General features: G+C 68.7%; 18 protein-coding genes. 6 read left to right on the forward strand and 12 right to left on the reverse strand.

The features are described from left to right. Positions 1 to 372 precede the first annotated feature (372 nt). Positions 373 to 1227: a DUF3592 domain-containing protein gene (locus tag ACZ68L_RS17290; protein WP_469577654.1), complete on the forward strand. Its 855-nt coding sequence runs from the start codon at positions 373 to 375 to the stop codon at positions 1225 to 1227. 335 nt (positions 1228 to 1562) lie between these two features. On the opposite strand, the gene ACZ68L_RS17295 is transcribed toward ACZ68L_RS17290, so the two are convergent. The 4 genes from ACZ68L_RS17295 to ACZ68L_RS17310 are packed head-to-tail and all read right to left on the reverse strand — an operon-like array spanning position 1563 to position 5614. Beyond that, positions 1563 to 2378, reverse strand: coding sequence for an ABC transporter permease (locus ACZ68L_RS17295; RefSeq protein WP_469577655.1), 816 nt, complete (start codon positions 2376 to 2378; stop codon positions 1563 to 1565). A gap of 42 nt (positions 2379 to 2420) precedes the next feature. After that, positions 2421 to 3305, reverse strand: coding sequence for an ABC transporter permease (locus ACZ68L_RS17300; RefSeq protein WP_469577656.1), 885 nt, complete (start codon positions 3303 to 3305; stop codon positions 2421 to 2423). A gap of 13 nt (positions 3306 to 3318) precedes the next feature. Beyond that, complete coding sequence (locus ACZ68L_RS17305) at positions 3319 to 4521, reverse strand: ABC transporter substrate-binding protein (RefSeq protein WP_469577657.1); 1203 nt, start codon at positions 4519 to 4521, stop codon at positions 3319 to 3321. A 55-nt stretch (positions 4522 to 4576) separates the two neighbouring features. Next, a complete protein-coding gene (locus ACZ68L_RS17310) occupies positions 4577 to 5614 on the reverse strand; it encodes an ABC transporter ATP-binding protein (RefSeq protein ID WP_469577658.1) in 1038 nt (345 codons plus the stop codon). Between the two features lie 113 nt (positions 5615 to 5727). On the opposite strand from ACZ68L_RS17310, the gene ACZ68L_RS17315 reads away from it, so the two are divergent. Both ACZ68L_RS17315 and ACZ68L_RS17320 read left to right on the forward strand, forming a co-directional pair. After that, positions 5728 to 6546 (forward strand): FadR/GntR family transcriptional regulator, encoded by an 819-nt coding sequence (locus ACZ68L_RS17315; RefSeq protein ID WP_469577659.1) that lies wholly within the window; start codon positions 5728 to 5730, stop codon positions 6544 to 6546. Between the two features lie 4 nt (positions 6547 to 6550). Then, a complete protein-coding gene (locus ACZ68L_RS17320) occupies positions 6551 to 7300 on the forward strand; it encodes a cache domain-containing protein (RefSeq protein ID WP_469577660.1) in 750 nt (249 codons plus the stop codon). A gap of 610 nt (positions 7301 to 7910) precedes the next feature. Here the strand turns inward: ACZ68L_RS17320 and ACZ68L_RS17325 are convergent. The 4 genes from ACZ68L_RS17325 to ACZ68L_RS17340 form a co-directional block, all read right to left on the reverse strand. Next, positions 7911 to 9227, reverse strand: coding sequence for a phosphatase PAP2 family protein (locus tag ACZ68L_RS17325; protein ID WP_469577661.1), 1317 nt, complete (start codon positions 9225 to 9227; stop codon positions 7911 to 7913). Between the two features lie 497 nt (positions 9228 to 9724). Continuing rightward, on the reverse strand, positions 9725 to 11500 hold the full coding sequence (locus tag ACZ68L_RS17330) for an MOSC domain-containing protein (RefSeq protein ID WP_469577662.1): 1776 nt from the start codon (positions 11498 to 11500) through the stop codon (positions 9725 to 9727). Positions 11501 to 11674: 174 nt separating this feature from the next. Further along, positions 11675 to 12478 carry a class I SAM-dependent methyltransferase gene (locus ACZ68L_RS17335; RefSeq protein ID WP_469577663.1) on the reverse strand — a complete coding sequence of 268 codons (804 nt, stop codon included), beginning with the start codon at positions 12476 to 12478 and terminating at the stop codon, positions 11675 to 11677. 97 nt (positions 12479 to 12575) lie between these two features. Then, entirely contained in the window at positions 12576 to 13988 is a 1413-nt protein-coding gene (locus ACZ68L_RS17340) for an aminopeptidase P family protein (RefSeq protein ID WP_469577664.1), read from the reverse strand. Between the two features lie 218 nt (positions 13989 to 14206). Between ACZ68L_RS17340 and ACZ68L_RS17345 the strand changes: the two genes are divergently transcribed. Further along, complete coding sequence (locus ACZ68L_RS17345) at positions 14207 to 15190, forward strand: LuxR family transcriptional regulator (RefSeq protein ID WP_469577665.1); 984 nt, start codon at positions 14207 to 14209, stop codon at positions 15188 to 15190. Between the two features lie 310 nt (positions 15191 to 15500). After that, complete coding sequence (locus ACZ68L_RS17350; RefSeq protein ID WP_469577667.1) at positions 15501 to 16016, forward strand: TetR/AcrR family transcriptional regulator; 516 nt, start codon at positions 15501 to 15503, stop codon at positions 16014 to 16016. 281 nt (positions 16017 to 16297) lie between these two features. Here ACZ68L_RS17350 and ACZ68L_RS17355 read toward each other — a convergent pair whose 3' ends face one another. The 4 genes from ACZ68L_RS17355 to ACZ68L_RS17370 form a co-directional block, all read right to left on the reverse strand. Next, complete coding sequence (locus ACZ68L_RS17355) at positions 16298 to 19180, reverse strand: fibronectin type III domain-containing protein (protein ID WP_469577668.1); 2883 nt, start codon at positions 19178 to 19180, stop codon at positions 16298 to 16300. A 25-nt stretch (positions 19181 to 19205) separates the two neighbouring features. Next, complete coding sequence (locus tag ACZ68L_RS17360; RefSeq protein ID WP_469577669.1) at positions 19206 to 20126, reverse strand: carbohydrate ABC transporter permease; 921 nt, start codon at positions 20124 to 20126, stop codon at positions 19206 to 19208. Further along, positions 20126 to 21028 (reverse strand): carbohydrate ABC transporter permease, encoded by a 903-nt coding sequence (locus ACZ68L_RS17365; protein ID WP_469577670.1) that lies wholly within the window; start codon positions 21026 to 21028, stop codon positions 20126 to 20128. Before ACZ68L_RS17365 ends, ACZ68L_RS17360 begins: the two co-directional genes overlap by 1 nt. Positions 21029 to 21100: 72 nt before the next feature. Beyond that, positions 21101 to 22387, reverse strand: a complete 1287-nt coding sequence (locus ACZ68L_RS17370; protein WP_469577671.1) for an ABC transporter substrate-binding protein — start codon at positions 22385 to 22387, stop codon at positions 21101 to 21103. Between the two features lie 631 nt (positions 22388 to 23018). On the opposite strand from ACZ68L_RS17370, the gene ACZ68L_RS17375 reads away from it, so the two are divergent. Then, positions 23019 to 23759, forward strand: coding sequence for a GntR family transcriptional regulator (locus tag ACZ68L_RS17375; protein ID WP_469577672.1), 741 nt, complete (start codon positions 23019 to 23021; stop codon positions 23757 to 23759). Positions 23760 to 23862 lie beyond the last annotated feature (103 nt).

Raw genomic sequence — 23862 nt, forward strand, 5'->3', positions numbered from 1 at the left:
TTCGACGGCCGGGTGCTGGAGGTGTTCGGCTACATCGACGCCGCCCGGTGACATCCGGAAGGAGCCTCGTCCGGCGTTCCGTCCCGGCCGAAACCGCGGACTCACGATCAGCACCAAGCACGGCAGACGCCACTCCATCCTGTACGACCCGCACCGGCTCGTCGGCCTGCAAGTCCTGGCGGACCGGCTGGACGCGGAGCCGGCCCGAGGACTCGGAGCACCGACATGGCCGGCTTCGACCCGGGTGGGGACGAATCCGGCGTCGCGGTCGGTCTACGGGTGGGTTCATTCGTACATGCGCGGCCCGTGCGCCGGGGGCGCGCCCGAAGCGTCCCGCGGGCTGCCTTCCGCGGAGAAAGGGCAGAGGCTCGGATGAGCGGCTACGAGGTACTGGAGATGTGGTGGGTGGTGCCCGCGGGGCTGGCGCTGCTCGGCTACGGGCGCTCGCTCGCCGGGGTGACCCGGGCCCAGCGAGCGGTATGGGTGAAGGCGCGGATCGTAGAAGTGGAGCAGCCGGCCCACGGCGACTCCCAGAAGCCCGGGATACTGGTGACGATCGCGTTCCAGGACCCGGCCACCGGGCAGGAGTTCACCCTGCCGAACGCGGGCAGGCACGGCGACGCGATCCAGGAAGCCTGGGTGGGCCGGGAACTCGACGTGCGCTACCCACCCGGGCAACCACACCGGTTCCTCATCGTGATCGACACCGCGGGCGAGAAGAGCGGACGCGGCGGCCCCGACTGCGCGGTCGTCCTGCTCCTCATCGGGCTGGCGATCCATGCGACCGTCGTCCGGGGCTACCCGTGGGCACTGCTCGGCTTCGGCGCCCTGCTGACCGCCGTCGGGGCGATCAGCCCCGACATCCGCCTGGCGCGCACCCGCAACAGCCTGCTGGCCTCGGCCGTCGCTGTACCGGCGCATGTCGTGGCCGTCACCAAGGACGTCTACACCGACGGGGAGGGCGACGAGATCGTCAGCCACGCCCCCGTCGTCGTCTTCACCACCCGTCAGGGCACTCATGTCACCGTCCTGTCCCGCAACGGCATCCCCGACCCGGGCCTGTCCCTCGGCCGCGACCTCACCATCCATTACGCCCCCACGGATCCGGCCGTCTACACGCCCGACCCCGCGGCCGACCGCCGCTCCGGAGTGAAGAGCATCGCCTTCATCGTCGCCCTCCTGCTCACCGGAACAGCGGCAATGGTGACCGGAGCGGCCACGATGTGATCACCTCAGCCGCCGTCGCAGGGCGAGGCGGTTTCGCCGACGAGCGCGTGGACAGCGGCTCGGCCGGGTTGATTCGGCAGGGTGGCCGGCCGGGCCCCTGGCCGAGGGGAGCTGCGGCCCTACTGGGTGCAGTCCGGGTACGTGGAAGTCAGGTGCGCCGAATGTGTGAACCACCGCTCGGCGGCGTGGCCTTCAGGGATCCGGTGCATCCTGACGGGTCACTTGCGCTGTGCTGATCGATCAGAGCCGATCGGTTGTGCGTCAGCGTGTCGTCCGGCTCCTGGCCGCTCAGGGTGAGCATGTCAGTCATCGCTGGGGGTACGGAGGTGCTCCCCTCAGATGCGGCTGCCGGAGGCGGTGTCCGACGACAGCCGCTGGGCGAGGTAGATCGGTATGACGGACAGCAGGACGAGGACGGCGGCAACGACGTTGACGACGGGGGCCTGTTGGGGTCGGGCCATGTTGGAGAAGATCCAGACGGGGAGGGTCTGGACACCGGGCCCGGCGGTGAACGTCGTCACGACGATCTCGTCGAAGGACAGGGCGAAGGCCAGGAGTCCGCCCGCCACCAGCGCGGAACGCACCAGCGGGAAGGTGATGTCGACGAACGTACGGAAGCTGTGGGCCCCGAGGTCCATGGCGGCTTCCTCGTACGAACCGGGCATCCGGCGCAGCCGGGCGATCACGTTGTTGAAGACGACCACGATGCAGAAGGTGGCATGGCCGACGACCACCGTGAACATACCCAGGCCCACTCCGAGCGGTTCGAGGACCGTACGGAAGGCGGTGTTGAGCGCGACGCCGGTGACGATGCCCGGCAGTGCGATCGGCAGGACGACCACGAAGGAGATGGCCTCACGTCCGAAGAACTTGTATCGCTGGCAGGCGAAGGCGATGAGCGTACCGAGGACCAGTGCGATCGCGGTCGCGCCGAGCCCGGCCCTGACCGAGGTCCACAACGCGTCGCGCGCGCCTGAGCTGTGCCAGGCGGCCACCCACCAGTCGAAGGTGAGTCCTGGCGGTGGCCAGCCCGAACTACGGTCGGGATTGAGGGAGTTGACGAGGACCAGGAGCAGCGGGACGTAGATCACCGCGAAACCGAGCCCGGCGGCGATGCGCAGTGTGACGCGCGCGGGGCGGGAGAGATTCATGGGGGCCTTCGCTGTGCGTGCTACGGAGGTTGAGGAGAGGGGTCAGAGGCTGCTGAGGGCTCCGGTACGGCGCACCGCGAGCAGATAGATCACGATGATCACGACGGGCACGGTGCCGAGTGCGGCGGCCAGAGGCAGGTCCAGGGTGATGTTGGAGTAGATGAGGTTGCCGATGAGCTGCGTCTTTCCTCCGACGATCTGTACGGCGATGTAGTCGCCGAGACTGAGCGAGAAGGTGAAGACCGAGCCGGCCGCGATGGACGGCAGGATCATCGGCAGCACCACGGAGCGGAAGGTCCGGCCGCTGCGGGCGCCGAGGTCGGCGGAGGCGTCCAGCAGGCTGGCCGGGAGCTGCTCGAGTCCGGCGTGGATCGGCAGGATCATGTACGGCAGCCACAGGTAGGTCAGCACCAGGACAGTCGCGGTGAGTCCGTACCCGGGCCCTTCGAGTCCCAGTGGCTTCAATGCCCAGTCGAGCAGGCCGCCGTGGGCGAGGATGAGCCGCCAGGCATACGCCTTGACCAGATAGCTGGCCCACAACGGAGTGAGGATCGCCACGACGAGGAGCGGCCGCCGCTTGGGATTCGCGATGCGAGCGGTGTAGAAGGCGATCGGGAAGGCGATCAGCACACACAGCCCGGTGACCGCGAGGGCGACGCCGATGCTGCGCAGGGCGACCTGCCGGTAGACATCGGTGGTGAACAGTGCGGTGAAGTTGTCCGTGTTCCAGATCTTCACCACGTTGGAGGTGAAGGAGTCCGTGGTCCAGAACGCGGAGAGGAACAGCACGGTGAGCGAGCCCAGGTAGGCCAGGGCGAGCCATGCCAATGGCGCGGAGAGCAACAGGGACAGCTGCAGCCGGGGGCGGCGGTGCAGGGCCCCGGCGAGCCGCCGGACGGGACCGGCGGCAGGCGCGGTGGTGGTCATCGGCGGGTAACCCTCAGCCCTTGATCTCGGTCCAGGCCTGAACCCACTTGGCGTACGGCACGCACGTGGTGTCCGTACGTCCGTCCACACACTGCGCGATGGGCGTGGTCCAGAAATGCACGTCCTTCCAGTACGACTCGTCGGCGGCGTGGTAGGTGGCGCAGTGGTTCTTGTCCGCGGTCAGAGTGCAGGCCTTCGCGTTGGACGGGGCCTCACCGAAGTACTCGGCGACCTGAGCGTTCACCTTCGGAGATATGATCCAATTCATCCAGCTGTAGGCACAGTTGGGGTGTTCGGCCTTGGCGGAGATCATCCATGTGTCGGACCATCCGGTGGCGCCCTCCTTGGGGAGGACGGCCTTGACCTGGACCTTCTCGGCCTGGGCGGTGTTCAGGATCACCTGCCAGCTGGTGCCGACAACCGAGTCACCGCTCTTGAAGGCGGAGACCTCCTTCAGATAGTCGCTCCAGTACTCGCCGACGTTGGCGTTCTGCTCCTTGAGCAGGTCGACGGAGGCGTCGAACTGCTTCTGATCCAGGGCGTACGGGTCCTTGATGCCGAGGGACGGCTTGGCCTTCATCAGGTACAGGGCGGCGTCCGCGATGTAGATCGGCGAGTCGTACGCCGTGACCTTCCCCTTGTACGCCGAGGACTTGTCGAAGACCGCGGACCAGGAGTCGGGCGCCGGGGAGACCTTCTTCGTGTTGTACATCAGCAAATTGGCGCCGCGGCCGTGCGGGATGCCGTAGGAGACACCCTTGACCGAGTTCCACTGCTGGTCCTTCAGCCCGGAGAAGACATCCTTGTAGTGGGGCACCAACTCGGTGTTGACCGGTGCGGCGTCGCCTGAGGCGATCAGCCGCAGCGCCGCGTCACCGGAGGCGGAGACCGCGTCGTACTGACCGGTCTTCATCAGGCTGACCATCTCGTCGGAGGTGCCCGCGGTCTTGGTGTTGACCTGGCAGCCGGTCTGCTTCTCGAAGTCGGTGACCCAGTCGACCTTCGCGTCGTTGGAACCGTCTTCGGCGTATCCGGCCCACGCGATCAGGTTCACCTCGCCCTCCGTCTTGCCGAGGGTCTTCTGCGCGGTGAGCTTGGGCGGGGTGAAGCCGCTGCCACCGGGCGACGTCGCAGCGGTGTCCGAGGTGCCGCAGGCGCCGGCAAGGAGCAGGGCGCCGAGCGCGGCCGCTGCTCGGGACGTTCGGTTCAGACGCACAGGGATCTCCACGGAAGAGGGAAGGGGCGGGTACGGGTCGTGCGGGTGTGTGCGCTCACCGGGCCTCAGGGACCTGGAAGTTGTGCCGTTGGTGCCACTGGAGCGTGACCCGGGAGCCGCGGAGGGCCGCGACGTCCTCGGAGGAGGTCTCCAAGTTCTGCTGCAAGGCGGTGAGCCGGCCGCCTGCGTCGAGGTCCACCAGGAAGCGGGTGGCGTCCCCCAGGTAGACGACCTCCGCCACCGTGCCGGTGGCACTGGAGTGCTGCGGCTCGTCGGCGATGGCGGATTCCTTGAGCACGCGGATCTTCTCCGGCCGGATGCTGTACGTTCCCCGGCCGCCCACAACCTGCTCCGCGGCGTCGCCGGTCAGCAGGTTCGACGTGCCGACGAAGCCTGCGACGAACGGGGTGGCGGGACGTTCGTATATCTGGGCCGGGGTGCCGATCTGTTCGACTCGGCCCTGGTTGAAGACCGCGATCCGGTCGCTCATCGTCAGTGCTTCCTCCTGGTCGTGCGTGACGAAGACGAAGGTGATGCCGATCTCGCGCTGGATCGCCTTGAGCTCGACCTGCATCTGCTCGCGCAGCTTGAGATCGAGGGCGCCCAGCGGCTCGTCGAGCAGCAGCACCTTCGGACGACCGACCAAGGCGCGGGCCAGTGCCACGCGCTGGCGCTGGCCTCCGGAGAGCTGGGACGGGCGACGCGTGCCGAGGTCCGCGAGACGTACGCTCGCCAGAGCCTCCCTGGCCTGCTTCAGACGCTCGGCCTTCGGCACCTTGCGGACCTTGAGGCCGTAGGCGACGTTCTGCTCCAGGGTCATGTGCGGGAAGAGCGCGTAGTCCTGGAAGACGGTGTGCACGTCGCGTTCGAAGGGTGCCAGAGCGGTGACGTCGGAGCCTGCGAGCTCGATGGTTCCGCCGGTGGGTGCCTCGAAGCCGGCGATCATCCGGAGCACCGTGGTCTTGCCGGAACCGGACGGTCCCAGCATCGAGAAGAACTCGCCCTCCGCGATCTCCAGGTCGACTCCTGCCACAGCCTCTGTCCGGCCGAAGGACTTACGCAGGTTCTGCAACCGGACGGCCATTCCCTCCATGGGCGGGAACCTTTCTGGTGCTGTCGGGAGTTGACCGTAAACATATGAAGTCATAGTTCTAATTTCAAGGGCCCGTTAAGGTAAAAGCTCGGTCAACTGGCAAGGTGGTGATCGTGAACCAAGACAGACCCGGCGCCCGCAGAGTTGTCTTCACGCCGGTCGACACCCTGGCCCGCGTGGATGCCGTCGTGCGGCGGCTCGGTGACGCCATCGACCTCGGACTGCTCGCGGACGGCGAGCAGCTGCCCGGCGAGACCGACCTCGCCGCCCAGCTCGGCGTCTCCACCGTGACCCTGCGGGAAGCGCTGATGGCACTGCGGCAAAGGGGCCTGGTCGCCACCCGCAGGGGCCGTGGCGGGGGCAGCTTCGTCACCGTGCCCGACGGTCCTGCGGAGGACCGGCTGCTTGACCGCCTCTCCGACTGGAGCACCGAGGAACTCCGTGATCTCGCCGACCACTGGGCAGCCGTTTCGGGTGCCGCCGCGCGGCTCGCGGCCCAGCGCACCGACCCCGAGGATCTGCAGCAACTGCAGAGGTCTCTGGGAGAGTTGGTGGTGGCCGAGGGCTCGGGGGCGCGCAGTCGCATCTTCGGGCGCTTCCATGTCGAACTGGCCGCGGCCGCCCAGTCCGCCCGGCTGACCAGGGAAGAGGTCACTCTCCAGACCGAAGTGGGGGCCCTTCTGCGCCTCGTGCTCTGCGAGGACCGGCACCTCAAGGAGGCAGCGGATCGTCACCGCGCCGTAATCTCAGCCGTGCATGATGGGGCGGATGACCGCGCCAGGACGCTGGCCGAACAATGCGTGCAGGCCTCCATGGCGCGCCTGATCGAACTCCGGCTCGGCTCGGCCGACGATGCGCGCGGTCGCCGTCCGAAGGAGGGCCCCGATGGGCAGCAGTCCCCATCTCGCAAGCGCCGGATCGGCAGTACTTGACGAGATGACAGTCGCCGACGCGGCCGCCCGTGTCCGAGACGCGCTCGAAGGAGTCTTCGACGCCGTAGGCAGGACCGCTACGGACACGGAGTCGGTACTGGCCTCGGCCGTCACAGACGGCCGTCGGCCGGTCTCGGCCGATCTGGCCGCGCTCCGCCCCGGCCTGCGCGCCGGTCTCGCCCGGTACGACCTGATCTCGGGGCTCGGCTTCGTGGCGGCGCCAGGACTGCTCGACGACGTACCCGCGTGGCTGGAGTGGTGGCAGACCAGCGCGGACGGTGCCGCACATCCGCTGTTGCTCGACCTGGACCCGGAGCACTCGGCGTACTCCGACTACACCCACTGGGACTGGTTCACCCTGCCCCGCGACACCGGACAGCGGGCGGTCGCGGGACCGTACGTCGACTACCTCTGCTCCGACGAGTACAGCCTCACCCTCTCCTCACCGGTGACGGTCGGGGGACGCTTCATGGGAGTGGCCGCTGCCGACATCTACCTGCGGCGCTTTGAAGCGGTCGTCATGCCCCTGCTCCAACGCCTGCCGGGAACCGCCCGCCTGGTCAACGCGCGCGGCCGGGTCGCCGCCTCTACCGATCCCCACCACCTGGTCGGATCGCTCACCAGGGGCCCGGACTTCGCGGCGGTACTGGCCGGACCGGGAATCGGCACGGAACACGGCGGGCAGCAACTGCGGCCCTGCAACGGGATCCCTCTCATCCTGGTGACAGCAACACCCCCGGCACAACGCCGGTGAGGCTGGCTCCGCCCGACGCCGGCGGATGCGTGGCTCGACCCGACCCCTTCTGCTCACACCGGGCCAACGGGGCCAGGCCCGCATCCGGCCGAGGCATCGACGTCATTCCACACTGCGCCGCGGAACAGACGTCCGTCCGGTGCAACGCCGCAGCGCCGGGCGCGCCTTCTCGACCGGCGCCGCAACGTCGACCTTGCTCGATGACCCCGTCGATGGGCGGATCCACAGGTGCTGAGCATTGTTCTCCGGGGCTCCAGGAACCGGGTGACCAGCTCGGAGTTCTCCTCGGTGACGCTCCGTCAACCAGGTTGGGCAAGGGCAGACTTGTCGCCTCTTCCGCGACAGCGATGTCGTTCGAGGACAATGAGCCCGACCTTCTCGGTCGGCATGGCAACAACACTGGCCGGCATCGTGACTCCGGCCAAGTGTGCTGCGACAAGACGAGTCCGACGGCTCACCCCGGTCGGCGCGGACCGCCGAGCAGACGACACAAGGATGAGACGCCGGCATCCGACACGTCGTGAGGCGGCGCGAGAAGCCGGAGACCAGGAGAATTGGCGTCCGGCACAAGTCGCGCCTGGAGCTCGCACGCCTCCGGACGCACCATGACTCAAACCAGTTCGGGTTGCGGTTCCGGTTGTGGCACCGGTCCGGCCTTCGGCTCCCACAGTCTGGTGATCCGTACGTAGCCGTAGACCACTGACGTCATCGCCAGAATGAGAAGTGGCCCGAACATCCACGGATATTCGGCCATCTCCATCGACAGATAGCGATATGACACCAGGAGCGCGGCGAAGACCGTTGCACCGTAGGTGACCAGCTGGATTCCTCGCCGGTCCCAACCGCGTTCGTGCGAACGCAGCGCCACCTCGATCGTGAGCGCGAACACCACACCGGCAACGATATCCGCGCCGTAGTGGTAGCCGAATCCCAGTGTCGCGGCGAGCGTGGCGATCAGCCAGAACGCGCCGCCGATCCGCAGAGTCCGTGGGCCCTTGCGGGAATGAATGAAGATCGCGGTAGCCCACGCCGTGTGCAGACTGGGCATGCAGTTGCGCGGGGTGATCTCGTCGAACGGCATGTGGTGCGGGGTATTGATCGGCGGCGGCGTGTCCGGCCACAGGTCGGCCACCGCCCAGTGCCCGCCGTCGGCGCCGTAGGCGAAGATCGGTCCGACCACCGGGTAGATCATGTAGATGGCCGGCCCGAGGAGGCCGATGACCAAGAAGGTGCGCACCAGATGATGGCCCGGGAAGCAGCGCTCGACCGCCACGGCACGTAGCTGGTACAGCGTGACGACGACCGCCGCCACCGGAAGCAGGGTGTAGACGGAGTCGAGAAGATGGGCGCCGATCGGGCCGGTGGCCGTGACAATGCGGCCTACCAGCCACGACGGGTTGCCCAGCGCGTGATCGGCGGTTGCCACGTACTGGTCGAGCACCGCCGGGCGGGTCTTCGACGTGATGAGCAGCCAGGTATCACCGGTCTTGCGGCCGGCCACCAGCAGCAGGCCCAGCCCGACGCCCTTCAACAGCAGGGCTCGTTCCCGGCCTGTGCGGCGCGTGAGAGCGATGACCGCATAGCCCAGAATCACCCACAACGCGCCGTTGCCGAAGGGATGACCGTCGGTCACCTTGATGTCGGCCGCCCACCGCACCAGCAGGAAGGCGACGTCGATGCCGATCGCGACACCAGCCGCGATGAACCGTTGCCGCCAGGTGAGCACCACCATCATCAACGCCATACTGGCGTACAAGAGGAAACCCGATTTGGGGGCTGTTACCACCTCTTGCACCTGGCTGACGATCGGCCCCGGCAGGCCGTAGTGCCGCGCGGCGATCTCCAACGCAATGAGGAAGCCGAGGGTCACCACACCCGCCGCGGCCCAGAGTATTGCCCGCGGTTGACGCCCCGCGGAGAACGTCATTCTGCTTATTCGCGAAAACATCCGCGACGCTATAGATATCAATTATTTGGCCGATTTGTTAGATGTTGATCGAATAGGTCACCCTTCGTGCCGGACAGCGTGATTTTCCGGTGAAGGACTGCGATGACGGTGCTCGTCGTGGGTTCGATCATGCTATAGGAGCGGTGCGGGCGAGTTCACTGGTCACGAGTGACGAGAAGGCCGGTCGATCCCGGCTCGACGGTTCGACGTTCCGGGACTGACCGTCAAAGTCTCGGCGCCCGGCGGGCATCGGGGGAAGACACGGGTCACTCAGCGACCCTTGAAGAGCGTTTTGTCCCAGAGACAGCGTTTGGTGCGCCATCAGATGCCGCCGCTGTGCTCGCCTTCCCCCGCTGACGAACTGCGGGCCGGGGTGAGTGTGCGGCGGCATCTCCTCGCGGCCATCGGCGACACCGGCGCGGAGCCGGTGGCCTGCGCCCGGGGCGCCCGCGCCACCGGTCGGTGCCACGCCCGGCTCAGAGGTCGAGTGTCACGTCTCCGTCGGGCCGGGAGCAGCAGATCAGGACGTCGCCCTCGGCGGGCGGCCCGAGCGGGTCGGGGTCGTAGATGACGGCTCCGGACAGCTTTCCGGACTCGCAGGTGTGGCATACCCCGGTGCGGCAGGACCAGCGGACGGGGACATCGCAGGCCTCGGCGAAGTCCAGCAGGCTGCCGTAGCCGTCCTGCCAGGGCACGGTGAGTCCGCTGCGGGCGAAGGACACCGTCGGGCCGGTGCCGGACGGGCCCTCCGGGGCGTGCGGAGGACGGGCTGGTGCGGCGGCGATGCCGGGGGTGGTGGAGGGGCCGGCGCCGAAGATCTCCGTGTGCACCTGCCCGGCCGACAGGCCCAGCGACTCCAGGGCAGCGTGGACGTCGACCATGAAGGACGGCGGTCCGCACACGTAGGCCTGGCTCGTGGACGGGAGGGCGAGTTCGGCGAACCGTTCCCGGGAGAGGCGTCCCCGGTCGGTGTAGTCGGTTCCGAGCCGATCCTGTGGCGCCGGGTGGCTGTAGCAGATGCGCAGCCGGGCGTGTGGGAGTCGGCCCAGCAACTGGGCGGCCTCCTTCGCGAAGGCGTGCTCCCGGCTGTCGCGCGCCGCGTGGACCCACCAGACCCGACGGGCGGTTCGCGCGTCGGCCAGGGCGTGGAGCATGGCGAGCACGGGTGTGACGCCGACGCCGGCGGAGACCAGTAGGACCGGGTCGGCGTCCTCGGCCCGCAGAGTGAACACTCCGCGCGGAGCGGCCGTCTGAAGGAGGTCACCGACCCGCACCCGCTCGTGCAGCCAGGTGCTGGCCGCACCGTGCGGTTCCCGCTTGACGCTGATGCGGTACGTGGGCGCGCCGGGCCGTCCGGACAGCGAATAGGAACGGACCAGCGCCGGAGCGCCGTCGCCGTCGCCGTCGCCGTCGACCGACAGACGCAGCGTCAGATACTGGCCGGGAAGGGCCGGCGGCAGCGGCTCTCCGTCGGGGTCGGCGAGCTGGAGGGACAAGATCGCGCGGCTCTCCCGCACGGTCCCGGTCACGCGCAGGGGGCGGAATCCCGGCCAGGCGGGCGGCGGGGACGTGCCCTCGGCGCTCAGCCCCGGGTTACCGGTGACGTACTCCCGCTGATCGAGCATCGCGGTGAACGACTCCCGCCAGCCGGCGCTCAGGGCCTTGATGCCTCGTGCGGCCCGGACCCGCTCACGCGGCGGGCGGGGCAGGTAGAGCAAGCCGTCGACCTCGGCGACGGTCAGCCGTCCCGGCCCGTCGGCGATCTTCACGATCTCCTGGCCCGCGGCGACCTCGCCCTCCTCGATGACACGGAAGTAGAAGCCGGGCCGCTTGTGTGCGACGAGCAGCGCCGCCATGCGGGGTTCGTCCATGCGGATCCCCACCCGGTAGCAGGTGACGCGGGGCTGGCTCACCTCGAACACGGCGTCGCCGATGCGGTAGCGGTCGCCGATGCACACCTCGTCGTCCGGCAGGCCCTCCACGGTGAAGTTCTCGCCGAACTGGCCGTGGACGAAGTCGTCACGGCCCAGCTCCTTCGCCCAGTAGTGGTAGGAGCCGAGCTGGTAGACCATCACGGCCCGCATCTCGCCGCCGTGTCCCACGGTGTCGCCCTGGCCGTCGCCGTCGAGGTTGAGCCGCCGGACCGTCACCGGGCCTGTCACGGGGGTCTTCCAGATACCGGTCCGGACCGTTCTGCCGTGCCAGGCGACGTCCCGGGGCAGCCCCACGTTCACGGAGACCAATTCGGCCATGAACTGCTCCTCGCCCGTCGGCACCGTCCCCCAGCCGGATCGTAGTCAGCGGGAAGCCGCCGGGCTCGGCGTCGAAGGCGTGTCGCGCGTCCCCGCGTACGACCCCGGCACGAGCCGAGCGGTGACGGGATCGTGCCGGGGCCCGCGGCCGCCCGATGAGCAGTCGTGGAGGGGTTACGGGCGGCGTCCCCACGCGGAGATCATCGGGGCGGTGGCCAGGTCGAGCCGCCCGGTGGCGACGTTCGCCAAGTGGCGGTCGATCTCCTCGTCGGTGGCAAGTCCTTCCCCCACCAGACGGTGGCGGATCTGCCGCACCGTCGCGTCCTCGAGCACGGCACACGCCGGCGAGGTGATCGGGAAGTACGCGTCGGCCTGCACATCGTGCAGACCGGCTTCGCGAAGCACTCCGGGCAGGGTCCGCCCGTACGCGAGGTCCGCGCCGCGCGCCGCCATCAGGGTGCGGAAGCCGGACCGCAACCGGTTGGCGAGGCGCTGTTCGGGACCCGACTCGTCCGGGCAGAGCAGCGGCTGCAACGCGGGGTCGGCGTCCTCCAGGAGCAGCCAGCCGCCGGGCCTCAGCGCCTGGACCATCCGGCGCAGTGCCTCGGCGCGGTCGGTGACGTGCACCAGGACCAGCCGTGCGTGCACGAGGTCGAAGCCGCCGGGCGGCGGCGGGTCGGCCGCCACGTCGTGGGACAGCACCTCGATCACGCCGCCGGCGATGTCCCGGGTCCAGGACACGTCGATGTCGGTGGCGATCACCGTCCCCCTCGGGGTGACTCGTTCGGCGAGTCCGAGGGGGACGGACGGACCGCCGGCGCCGACCTCCCAGCACCGCATGCCGGCACCGATCCCGAGCCGGTCGACGTGCCGGAACGTCACCGGGTCGAACAGCTCGGCAAGGGCCCCGAAGCGGATACCCGCCTCGGACTGTCTGTTGTCCAGCAAATAGCCGCGGGCAGCGTCGTGATCAGCCATATGGCGATTCTGGCAGACAGGCGCAGGGCGGGCTCGGGCCGGCCGCCGTAGCCGTTCGATCCGGTGGATCCGGCACCGGACACCTTCTGCGGCGTACTCAGCCCGCGAACCGGGCCATCCACGCCTCGACGTCGTCCGCCGACCGCGGCAGGCCGGCCGACAGGTTCTCGTGACCGTCGTCGGTGACGACCAGGTCGTCCTCGATCCGGACGCCGATGCCGCGCCACTCCTCGGGCACGGTGAGGTCGTCCGGCTGGAAGTACAGACCGGGCTCGACGGTGAGCACCATGCCCGGCTCAAGGACTCCGTCGACGTATTCCTCGTGCCGGGCCTCCGCGCAGTCGTGGACGTCCAGACCGAGCATGTGACCGGTGCCCGCCATGGTGAAGCGACGCTGGAGGCCGAGTTCGTACGCGCGGTCGGCCGGGCCCTCGACGAAGCCCCACTCGACCAGCCGGGCCGCCAGGTGACGCTGGGACGCCTCGTGGAAGTCGCGGTACGCGGCGCCCGGCTTGACGGCCGCCATGCCGGCTTCCTGGGCCTCGTACACCGCGTCGTAGACCTTGCGCTGCAGGGGTGTGAAGGTTCCGCTGACCGGCAGCGTGCGCGTGACGTCGGCGGTGTAGAGGGTGTGCGTCTCCACACCGGCGTCGAGCAGGAGGAGGTCCCCCGGGCGCACCGGACCGTCGTTGTCCGTCCAGTGCATGATGGTGGCGTGCTCACCCGCGGCGCAGATCGAGCCGTAGCCCACGGAGTTTCCTTCAAGGCGCGCACGGCGGAAGAACGTGCCCTCGATCCACCGCTCGGACGACGCGACCGCCCGGGAGAGCTCACCGATCACATCGGTGAATCCGCGCACGGTGGAGTCCACGGCCTTGCGGAGCTCGGCGATCTCCCAGTCGTCCTTGACGAGGCGGAGATCACTGAGCGCCTCTTCCAGTTCGGCGTCGCGCTCCTCCTCGGTGGTGACTACGGCCTCCAGGGACGGGTCGACACCGCGCACGATCCGTGTCGGCGCACCGGAGGCGGCGGAAAGGTCCCGGGCCACCGTGCGGACGTCGCGGCAGGGCAGGCCGAGCACGAGCTCCGACTCGGCGAGGGAGCGGCGCCGGCCCATCCACAGCTCCGCCGTGGCGCCGACCCAGAATTCGTCGTTGTCCCTGCTGTCCCGCGGCAGCTGGTAGCAGTAGGCGTCGTGGCCGCCTTCGGCACGGGGTTCGAGGACGAGCGCGCCGTCCCGGGCCTGGTCTCCGGTCATGTGCACATAGCCCGAGTACGGGCGGAACGGGTAGGTGTCGTCGTTCGAACGCACCTTGAGATTCCCCGAGGGGATCACCAGGCGTTCGCCGGGGAAGCGCGCGGAGAGCGCGGCGCGGCGGCGGGCCGCGTACGGAGACTGCTCGCCGAGCCTCAGGTCGTGCCGTTCGGTGTCCGCCCATCCCGTCCGCATCAGAGCGGACAGTTCCTCGGAGATCCCTGAGTAGAGACCGTTCTTTCGGGCTTTCGCCACGTCATACACCTTCTTCTGGGTGGGTTCCTCGGCGGCGAGGGGCAGCCGGAGCCCTGCGGACAGGCCGAGCTCCCTCCCGGTGCGGCCCGGGCGCCCTCGCTGCCGCCGGTCGCCGGCGGCTCTCGGACGTTATCCCGCACCGCACACCCTTGGTGCCGAAGACCGCCACTGGCACAGATCGGCCACGGCGTCGCGAGCAGTCGTCGATAATTCGGCGTATGACGAACGCGAAACTCCGCGAGGCCCTTCGGCTTCTGGGACTCGATCACGCGACGGGCCAGGTCTATCTGGCGCTGCTGGAGCTGGCCCCTGCTCCGTTGAGTGCGATCGGAACCGCGGCCGGTCTGGGCGGTGCGGAACTCGCCACGGCTTACGGCGCACTGGTGGACGCCGGTCTGGCCAGTGCCGCCGAGGAGGGCGGGGACGTGGTGGCCCCGGTTCCGCCCACCGCGGGCCTGGAGATTCTCGCCCGGCACCGGGCGGCCGAGGTCGAGGAGTCGCGCATCACCGTCGGGGGCGCGTTCGAGTCGTTCCGGCGACAGCGGCTCGCCGCGTACAACGACCATCTCGTCGAGGTCGTCACCGGCGACGCCGTCGGGCCCAGGATTCGTCATGCCTGGGCGAGCGCCCGCGATCAGATCCGGCAGTTCGAGTCACCGCCGTACTTCCCGCTGTCCGGGGCCACGGACGACGCGCTGGCCACGCTCGCGCGCGGGGTTACACAGCGTGTCGTGTACTCGCGGGAGTCGCTGGAGCATCCGGGCCATCTGAAGGAGGTCATCGAACCGTGCATCAAGGCCGGCGAGCAGGCCAGGGTGGTGCCGTCGGTGCCGGTCAAGCTCGTGATCATCGACGAGGCGTACGCGCTCGTGTCGTTGTCGATCAAAGAGGCCGACGTGCACAACACCATGCTGGTCGTGCAGCCGTGCGGCCTGCTCTCCGCGCTCGTGGCGCTGTTCGAACAGTCCTGGCAGAGTGCTCTGCCGTTCCACGGCCGCGCCACCCGCCCAGGCGGTCTGCCGCCCGCCGACCGCCGTGTGCTGTGGCTCCTCGCGGGCGGAGCGAGCGACGACGTCATCGCCCGTGAGATGGGAATCAGTCGCCGCACGCTGTACCGCCGCCTGCAGATCCTGATGGCTCAGGTGGGCGCCGAGAACCGCTTCCAGCTGGCCTTGCAGGCCCAGCGCTGCGGATGGTTGTGACCGGCAGCCTATGGGCCCGACGGCAGCTCGGCACCGCAGAGCCCGGACGGCCGCGTCCACGGGCGAAGGGATTCGGCCCGCCACGCGCGCCGGGCCGGTCCTCGCCGTGGACCGTGAGGCCGGGTCGGGCGGGGTCGTGCTGGTGATGAGGGGAATTCCGAAGGGCTGACGGGATCGACGGGGGGTCGGGTCGCCCGGAGGAGCCCGCCTCCGGGCGACCCGCCCCTGGTCCGGGCGGCCCCGCACTCGGCGGTCAACGAGCGAGGCTGCGCAGCAGCCGCACGTACCGCCCCCGGCGCGCCGGGTGTGCGTGGCCGCAGCGGTGGGCGCCCCGAGCGGCTCGGCCTACCACCGGTTCGCGGGGCGGACAGCCCTGCTCGCCGAGGTGTGGCTGCGGACGGTCGAGAGCTTCCAGGCGGGCTACGTCGAGATTCTCGAAGCGGACGTCGACCCGCAGCGATCCGGGCCCGCCGCGGCCCGACAGGTCGTCGCATGGAGCCGCGCCCACCCGAAGGAAGCCGCTCTGCTCCTCTACGGCGCCGAAGACTTCGGGCGCGCCGACTGGTCCGAGGAACACATCCGTCGCGCGGACCGGGGCAACCAGCGCGTGCGCACCGCCCTGGCCTCCGTCACGGCGGCTCTGGGCGCCGAGGGCCCCCAGGCCGCCGAGCGCGTCGCTCTCGCCCTGGTCGACCTGCCTCTCGCGCTGGTACGGCGCCACCTACGAGCCGACAAGCCCCTCCCCCGCCACGCCGAGGATCTGGCCGAGGAATCCGCCGCCACGCTGCTCAATATGCCTCCCACCGAGCCGGTTTCTGTCGACTGACGAAGTGCCCCGCGAGGATCGACTGGGGCTTCTTCCACCGTCCCACCCGCCAGGACCGGGTGGAGGGCGCAAGGCGCCGAAGCCGGTCTTGTCCACGGATCCCGCTCCGAGGTGTGCTCGGACTCTCCTGCCGCAGTGGCCCACGGACTTGGGACAGCCATCCCCCGGAATCGGTATCCGGCCGGGCCTGCCTTCACAAGGTCGAACTGTCCCCCGTCCTCGGTGACGGGCCGCCGGTCGCCGCCGTGCGGGCGGCGGCGACGCGACACGAGAGCCGTCCACTACCGAGCCGTGGTCGCCCTCGCCTGTTTGCAATTCCGGCTCCCGTGACCCTGCGGACACGCCCCGGGTCCGTGGCCCGCCCTCTGAGCGTCGTCGGGCCGGGGGCCGCTGCGCCGGTGTTGGTCCCTGCCGTCCACGGCGGTCACGGTCCAGTGGTCGAAGTCGTAGACGACGGATTCGCCACCGACTGTGGCGGTGAACGTCGAGCCCCGTTTGTCCTGCTGCAGCCACGGGGTGTCGAACAGCTTGAACGCGTCGTAGTCGACCGGTGCACCGTTCACGAGATGGGTGGCGCCGGGCGCCTCCGAAGCGGAGTCGAAGGTGATGTCCAGGTCGTCCCCGCCCAGGCTGCGGTACACCAGCCGCGGATTCGCCTCGTCGACATGGCTCACATCCAGGCTGGTGGTAGTGGTGAGGGCGTGCGCGAACGCGTCGAGGTCGGCGTACTTGGACGCGTCCGCCGATTCCAGCACCCAGCCGTTGCTGTCGGCCTGGCTGCGCAGAATGTCATAGCTGTAGCTGAGGGTGGCGGTCGGGTGGTTCTGCGCAGTCGTCTTCACCTTGTTGGCAGGGTCGTTCGGTGTCTGGTGGTACCAGGTTCCGGGCTTCGCCGGCTTGTACGCGAAGTACATCGGCCCCGTGTCGGCGATCGTCCACCCGTCGACCTCACGCCGTTCCCGAATCGAACCGTTGGCGGGAAACAGTGCGTTGATGTAGTTCGAGGCCTGATCGCCCGACGACTTGTAGACGCCGACCGCCGTGGGACCGTCCTGCATCACCCGCTGGTTGGCGGGCTGGTCATAGGCACCGATCGAGGCGTTGCCCTGGTCGACCGACAGCCGGAACAGCGGATTCGCGGCGTCGGAGTGCCAGCGGAGCACGACCGGCAGATCCTCGATCCAGTTGTCGACCCGACGGTACTGGACCTCGGTGCCCAGGCCCCACGTGGGACGCACGTAGCCGGTGCGGTAGATGTCCATCGCGTTGCCACTGGAGTTCTGGAGGTTGGTCTTGTGCGCGGTGTAGGACTTGTCGGTCTTCCGGCCGATCTCCACCGCCGCCCCGGGCGGTGTGTACTTGGTCCCCGGCCAGGCCACAAGACCGGCGTACTCAAGGTTCGGACGGTACGCCGAGGGCGCCGGGTTGTCGGATTCGCCGACACCCTGCTGTGCGCGGTGGGCGCCGAAGTACGTCCAGGCGAGCATCGAGTGGTCCGCGGGCCGCCAGGTCGGATCGTTGACGGAGGACAGGTCGCCCTTGGCTCGGCTCTCCGACGAGATCATGTAGCCGTCGATCCAGTCGTTGGCCCACTCGAACCACATCACGTCCATCGCCATCCTCACCTGCTGGCGCAACTGGGCGTCGTCGGCCCACTGGTAGAGGGCGTTGAGACAGAAATACGTCATGAAGGTGTACTCGGGGCTCTGGTACTCCGCCCATCCGCTGCGCACGCCCGCGTTCACCATCTCAAGGATGTTCGCCTTGTTGGCGGCCTTCAGCTGTGCCCCGGAGCGGCCGTTGAGGTCGGCGAGGTCGGGGAAGTACTGGCCGACGAGGTATCCGGTGGCGTAGTTGCTCATCCGCAGGTTCTCGGTCTGCGGGAGTTTCGCGTAGCCGTACGAGGCGAAGTAGCCGCGCACGTGCGCCAGCATGTCCGGGCTGAACTGGTCCCCGACCATGAGGTAGGAGTACATCTTCGCCATGGTCTTGTACTGCTCGTAGTCGTAGCTCTGGAACTGGGCGTCGAGCTTGGCGAGGTTCGTCGTCACGTTCTCGTGGTCGGCGAGCTGCGCGGTGTACTGGGCCACGTTGATTGCGCCGCTCTCCTCCTTCATGGCCTTGGTCTTGTTCCACAGCCACTGTGTCCGGGTCTTCTGGGTGCCGGGGTAGGGGGCGGGCGACTCCGGCACGTACGGGCCGGTCGATGTCTTGAGCGGCGTGCTCGGCGCGCTGCTGTTGCCGCTCGCGTCCCTGGCCCGCACCGTGAAGTCGTAGCGCGTGGCGGGCATCAGGCCGGTGACGACGGCCGAGGTGGTGGTGCCGCTGACGGAAGCGACCTGGTAGCCGTCGCGGAAGACGTCGTACCCGGTCACGCCGAGGTTGTCGGTCGAGGCGGTCCAGCCGAGCGAGACACTGCCGGCCGTCACGCCGGCGGTCAGTGAGGTCGGGGCGGTGGGGGGCTCCGTGTCGGTGATGCCGCCGGGTACCTCGTAGACGCCGAGGTTGTCGACGGTGATCGCCTCGTCGGTGCCGCCGGTGTCGACGCGCACCGAAAAGCCCAGCTCCACCGTGGAGATGAGCCGCTGCCCGCCGTTGGGGACGATCGTGAAGCGGTACGGGGGGAGGGCGGTGTCGTCGACCCGCGACAGGCTGCCGGAGGTGCCGGTGTAGGCGGAGGTGGTGGTGACGCTCACCGCGGGCACCGGGAATCGCGGCACGAGGTTGTTGTCGAAGTTGCCGAACTGGATCTGGGCGTAGATGTCCTTGGCGACGGGCTTGTCGCTGGCCGCGCTCCGCGCCAGGTCGTACTGGAGGACGAACTGCCGGGCGGGGCTGCCGACCGGCTCGCTGTAGACGGCGTTGATCCGGTCCTTCAGTACGCCGGTGGACCACCGGTGGTAGAAGTAGCTGGAGAGGTTGGTGCCCTGGGAGGCGTCGCGGAGTTCGAGGGCGTTGTCGCCGTCGACCTGCACGATCTGCTGGGTGCCTCCCGATGTCTGGCCGGCCATGGTCAGCGGGCTCTTGCCGCTGTCGAATCCGGTGTCCAGGTCCGCGGCGAGCAGGTTCGTCGGTGGGTCGTCGGCTGCTACGGCGGTGGTGCCTGGTACCGCCAGAAGAAGAGCGACACACACTGCTGCCACTCTTCGCGTCAGGATGTTCATGGATCATCCTTTCGGGGTGGATGGGCTACTTGACGGCTCCCGTGACGAGGCCCTTGCTCCAGAACGACTGCAACGACACGAACATGGCGACGACGGGGACGACGGAGACCAGCGCGCCGGTGACGACGGTGGTGTAGCTGATGGGATAGCCCTGGAGCTCACGCCAGCCGACGAGGCCCACCGTCACCGGCTGGAGCGAGGTGTCGGCGAGCATGAGCGAGGGCAGGAGGAAGTTCGTCCAGATCGCGACGAACTGGAACAGGAAGATCGTGACCATCGCGGGAGCCATGAGCCGCGCGCACATCGCGAAGATGCGCAGCTCGCCGGCTCCGTCGATGCGCCCGGACTCGATCAGGGCGTCCGGTATCGAGGACGCCGCGTAGATCCGGCTGAGGTACACGCCGAAGGGACTGACGATGCTCGGGATGAACACGGCCCAGAAAGTGTTGATGGTCCCCGTGTAACTGAACACGAGGTAGAGCGGGATGGCGAGCACAGGTGCGGGCAGCAGCACGGCTGCGAGTACCGTCCCGAAAACGGCCTCGCGCCCCGGGAACGGGAACTTGGCGAGTGCGTAACCGCACATGGACGCCAGGACCGTGGAGACGATCCCGCCGCCGACCGCGTACAGCAGCGAGTTGAGCAGCCAGCGCGCGTAGATGCCGCCCTGGGCCTCGAACAGGGTCCGGATGTTGTCGAAGAGGGCGAAGTGCCCGCCGAACCAGAAGCCGTTGCCCGAGAAGATCTCTCCGGAGCCCTTGGTGGCGGAGACGACCAGCCACCACACCGGGAGCAGGAAGTACACGGCGAAGAGGGTCATGACGGCCAGCACGAACAGGCGCGATGCCGGGTTGACCGTCGTGAGGGCGCCCGCCGGGGAACGCCGCGGCTTCGGTTCCCGGGCCACGGGCGCGGTTCGGGTGGGCGATTGCAGGGTGGCGGTCATCAGTCGACGCTCCTGGCCGATGCGCGGAAGACAAGGACGGACAGTACGCAGATCAGCGCGCCGAGCACCACGGACTGCGCGGCGGCGTAGTTGAAGTCGTTGGCCGACAGCGACCGCAGCGCGGCCATGATCGGTGTGTAGGTGGACGACAGGTTCGGCGCCACGGATTTCATGGTGGCGGGCTCGTTGTACAGCTGGAACGTGCCGATGATGGAGAAGACGAGGGTAAGCAGCAGGGCCGGTCGGATCTGCGGCACCTTGATGAGCAGCGCGGCCTTCCAGCCGGAACAGCCGTCGAGCGCGGCGGCCTCCATGGTCTCCTCGGGGACTGCCTGCAGGGCCGCGAAGATCAGGATGGTGTTGTAGCCGGTCCATGCCCAGGTCAGGATGTTGGCGATCGAGAAGGGCAGAGCGCCGTCGGTGACGAAGCTGAAGTGGACGCCCATCGACTCGAAGTACCGGGTGATGGGGCTCAGCGAGGGCGCGTACAGGAAGGACCAGACCAGACCGGCGATCACACCGGGCAGCCCGTAGGGGATGAAGTAGGCGATCCGGAAGAACCGGCGTCCCTTCGTGGCGGACGAATCGATGAGCAGGGCGAGGAAAAGTGCGATGGCGAGCATGACGGGCACCTGGATGACGCCGACGAATGCCACCCGCCCCAGCGACGAGATGAAGTCCGTGTCGTGGGAGACCCGGATGTAGTTGTCGAAGCCCGCGAAGACGGACTCGGCTCCGGAAAGGCCGAGGCCGGAGCGTTTTTCGGCGAAGAAGCTCTGGCCCACGGAGTACCCGGTGGGTACCAGGTAGACGATGACGAAGAGCAGGAGGAACGGCAGGACGAAGGGCGCGGCTCGCCTCAGTTCGCGCAGTCGGCGCCGCCGGATCGTCGAGGAGGGCATGGTCACGTCTTCCGTGGGGTGGCGGGTTTGCGGATCCAGCGGGGGCCGCGTCGGCGCGGCCCCCGCGCGGGACTACTTGCTCACGGAGAATCCCTGGGACCGCAGGGCGGAGACCGTGCCCTTCTGGGTGCTGTTCAGGGCGTCCTGGAAGGTGCCCTTCTTGGTGTGCACCTTGCCGAGACCGTCACCGAGCGTCGTGGCCGTGGTGGACATGACCGGGCCCCACTGCCAGTCGGGGTTCACCTTGGCCGCCTCCTGACGGAACAGCTGGTAGATGGGGCGGCCGCCGTAGTAGCTCTGAGGGGCGTCCAGTGCCTTGTTGGCGAGCCCGGACTTGGAGGCGGGAAGGATGGCCGCGGAGTCGATCAGGTTCGAGACCGAACCGGAGTCGGTCGACATCCACAGGGCGAATTCGGTGGCCTCCTTCGGCCGCGCGCAGTCCTTCATCACGGCCGTGGCCGAGCCGCCCGAGTTGCCGACGGCGTCCTGTGTGCCCCACCGCGGCATGGGCGCGATGTCCCACTTGCCCGCGGAGCCGGCGGCGTTGTCCCGGATGAGGGAGGCGGACCAGACCGGGCCGACCTCCGCCCAGACCTTTCCCTTGCTCCATGCCGAGTACAGCGCGGCGTCGAAGGCGGGATGGGAGGTGACGAGGTCCTTGTCGAAGAGTCCCTGCCAGTAGCCGGCGACCTTGCCATTCGCCGCGCTGTCGAGCGAGACGGACCAGGCGTCGTTCTCGGTGCCGAACCAGGGGGCACCGTCCTGCCAGGCGAATCCGGCGTAGAGGTAGGGGTCGGTGGGGAGGTTCATGAGGCGCGACGACGGGTCGGCGGCCTTCACCGCCGCCGCAGCGGTGGTGAACTCGTCCCAGGTCCTGGGGACTTCGATGTGCGCCTTCTTGAAGAGGTCGGCGCGGTAGAACATCGCCATCGGCGCGGTGTCGACCGGAATGCCGTAGGCCTTGCCGTCGACGCCGACGTTGCCCCACACCCAGTCGGCGAACTCGTCCTTCCGCGGTTTCACGTAGCCACTGACGTCCTGCAGCACGCCGGCGGCGAGGAAGCTCGAAAAGGTTTCGTAGCCGACCTGTGCCAGGCAGGGGGCCTTCCCCGCCTTGGCGGCAGTGAGCATCTTGTTGTAGCCGCCCGCGCCGCCGTTGGTTATCGCCTCGTACTTCACGTGGATGTCCGGGTGCGACTTGTTCCACAGCTCGACGGACTTCTCGTAGCCCTCCGCCCACCCCCAGAAGGTGATTTCGGCCGGTCCGTCGGTGCTCGCTTCGGTACTGCCACCGCACCCCGAAAGCATGATGCCGGTGGCGGCGATGACGGCCGCCGCAGCGAGTCTCGCCTTGCGCATGACCATGACGTCCTCTCAAATTCGGCTCTGTACAGCGCTGTTCGTTTCACTGCGTGGATCGAGGCAGTCCTCGCGGACGGCCAGGGGTGTTGCCTGGCTGGTCTTGCGGGACGTTCTGGCCTGGGTCGAGTACGTCGGTTGATTCCCGGTCCCGTGCCCGCGGACGGCTGTGAAACCCGCCGGAAGGGGCACGGTGGACGTACTGGCACATGGCCGGGCGCGGACGGGTCGTCCGCGAGGCCCGGATGACGGCTTGGGGTCCGAGGCCGGTGGTGCGGGCAACGGACTTGGGCGCAAAAGGTGTTCGCGCACTGTGCGGGCGTACCGGAATCGCGGTCGTCCACGCGTGTTCCGGCAGCTCGACGGAAGCCGCTCGCGAAGAGGCACGGCTCCGGTCGCCGATGGGACAGGGACGCCGGGCCTTCCCGCGGTCGCGGTCGTGGCACTGCCTCCCCGCACGGACACCTGGCCCGGATTCCGCCGTCACATTCGCCGCACGGGAAGGAGTCTCACGCAGGGTCCTACGGTGACGGGTCTCGCGCGTCGGCGCACACGGTGTTTCCCTTCCCCGACGAGTGGGTCGATGGTGGGGATACTTGCATACAAGCATACGGCGTGCAACGATCATTTCGTGAATCTCCCTCAACAACCGCGCATCCCTGAACGGAACTTGGCCGGGCGCGACGCGGGACTGGCCCCGATCATCCGGGACGGGGCGCGGACCCGGACGTCCGACCGCGTCCACGAGGAGCTGGTCGCCGCGATCCGCGAACTCCGGCTCGCTCCGGGAGCATCCCTGTCCGAGACCGACCTGGCCGGACAACTCCACGTCAGCCGCACCCCTGTGCGCGAAGCACTCGCACGGCTCGTCGACGCCGGGCTCGTGCGGGTCGTACCCCAAGTCGGCACACGGGTCGGCCTGATCAGCCTGCGTGACGTCGAAGAGGCGCGCTTCGTCCGCGAGAGCCTGGAGGTCTCGGCCTTCGAAGTGGCGTGCGCCGACCCGACGGTGGACGTCACCGTGCTGCGTGAACTGCTCGAACGGCAGGAGCACAGCTGCCGTGCCGAGGACTACGACGCGTTCTTCCTGGCCGACGAGGCCCTGCACTGCGAGATCTTCTCGCTCAGCGGCTATCCGGGGGCATGGCAGGCCGTGCAGCGGATGAAGCTGCAACTGGACCGGCTGCGCCGGCTCTCCCTGCCGGACTCCGCCGCGATGCGCGCACTGATCGACGAGCACCGGCTGATCGTCGACGCTCTGGAGAACGCCGATCTGCCCGCGGGCCGCGCCCTGATCAGCCGGCACGCCCGGCGCGCCCTGGAACGCGGCCCGGCGCTGCGCGCCGAGTACCCGGGCTACTTCACCGATTGACATCGATCAGGACACACGGCCGGACCGCCAGCACGGCACGCCCTCAGGCGTAGCGTTGTCCGGCCCTTCCCCTACCTGAAGGAAGGCGACGTCATGGACTTCG

This window comes from Streptomyces sp. NPDC104309 (genome assembly GCF_055584025.1).

Excerpts from the sequence above, each read along its gene's own strand:
- ACZ68L_RS17335 (WP_469577663.1), bottom strand. The coding sequence starts at position 12,478 with ATGGCTGATCACGACGCTGCCCGCGGCTATTTGCTGGACAACAGACAG.
- ACZ68L_RS17310 (WP_469577658.1), bottom strand. The coding sequence starts at position 5,614 with ATGGAGGGAATGGCCGTCCGGTTGCAGAACCTGCGTAAGTCCTTCGGC.
- ACZ68L_RS17355 (WP_469577668.1), bottom strand. The coding sequence starts at position 19,180 with ATGAACATCCTGACGCGAAGAGTGGCAGCAGTGTGTGTCGCTCTTCTT.
- ACZ68L_RS17345 (WP_469577665.1), top strand. The coding sequence starts at position 14,207 with ATGACGAACGCGAAACTCCGCGAGGCCCTTCGGCTTCTGGGACTCGAT.
- ACZ68L_RS17370 (WP_469577671.1), bottom strand. The coding sequence starts at position 22,387 with ATGCGCAAGGCGAGACTCGCTGCGGCGGCCGTCATCGCCGCCACCGGC.
- ACZ68L_RS17330 (WP_469577662.1), bottom strand. The coding sequence starts at position 11,500 with ATGGCCGAATTGGTCTCCGTGAACGTGGGGCTGCCCCGGGACGTCGCC.
- ACZ68L_RS17295 (WP_469577655.1), bottom strand. The coding sequence starts at position 2,378 with ATGAATCTCTCCCGCCCCGCGCGCGTCACACTGCGCATCGCCGCCGGG.
- ACZ68L_RS17365 (WP_469577670.1), bottom strand. The coding sequence starts at position 21,028 with ATGCCCTCCTCGACGATCCGGCGGCGCCGACTGCGCGAACTGAGGCGA.
- ACZ68L_RS17300 (WP_469577656.1), bottom strand. The coding sequence starts at position 3,305 with ATGACCACCACCGCGCCTGCCGCCGGTCCCGTCCGGCGGCTCGCCGGG.
- ACZ68L_RS17325 (WP_469577661.1), bottom strand. The coding sequence starts at position 9,227 with ATGACGTTCTCCGCGGGGCGTCAACCGCGGGCAATACTCTGGGCCGCG.
- ACZ68L_RS17320 (WP_469577660.1), top strand. The coding sequence starts at position 6,551 with ATGACAGTCGCCGACGCGGCCGCCCGTGTCCGAGACGCGCTCGAAGGA.
- ACZ68L_RS17360 (WP_469577669.1), bottom strand. The coding sequence starts at position 20,126 with ATGACCGCCACCCTGCAATCGCCCACCCGAACCGCGCCCGTGGCCCGG.
- ACZ68L_RS17290 (WP_469577654.1), top strand. The coding sequence starts at position 373 with ATGAGCGGCTACGAGGTACTGGAGATGTGGTGGGTGGTGCCCGCGGGG.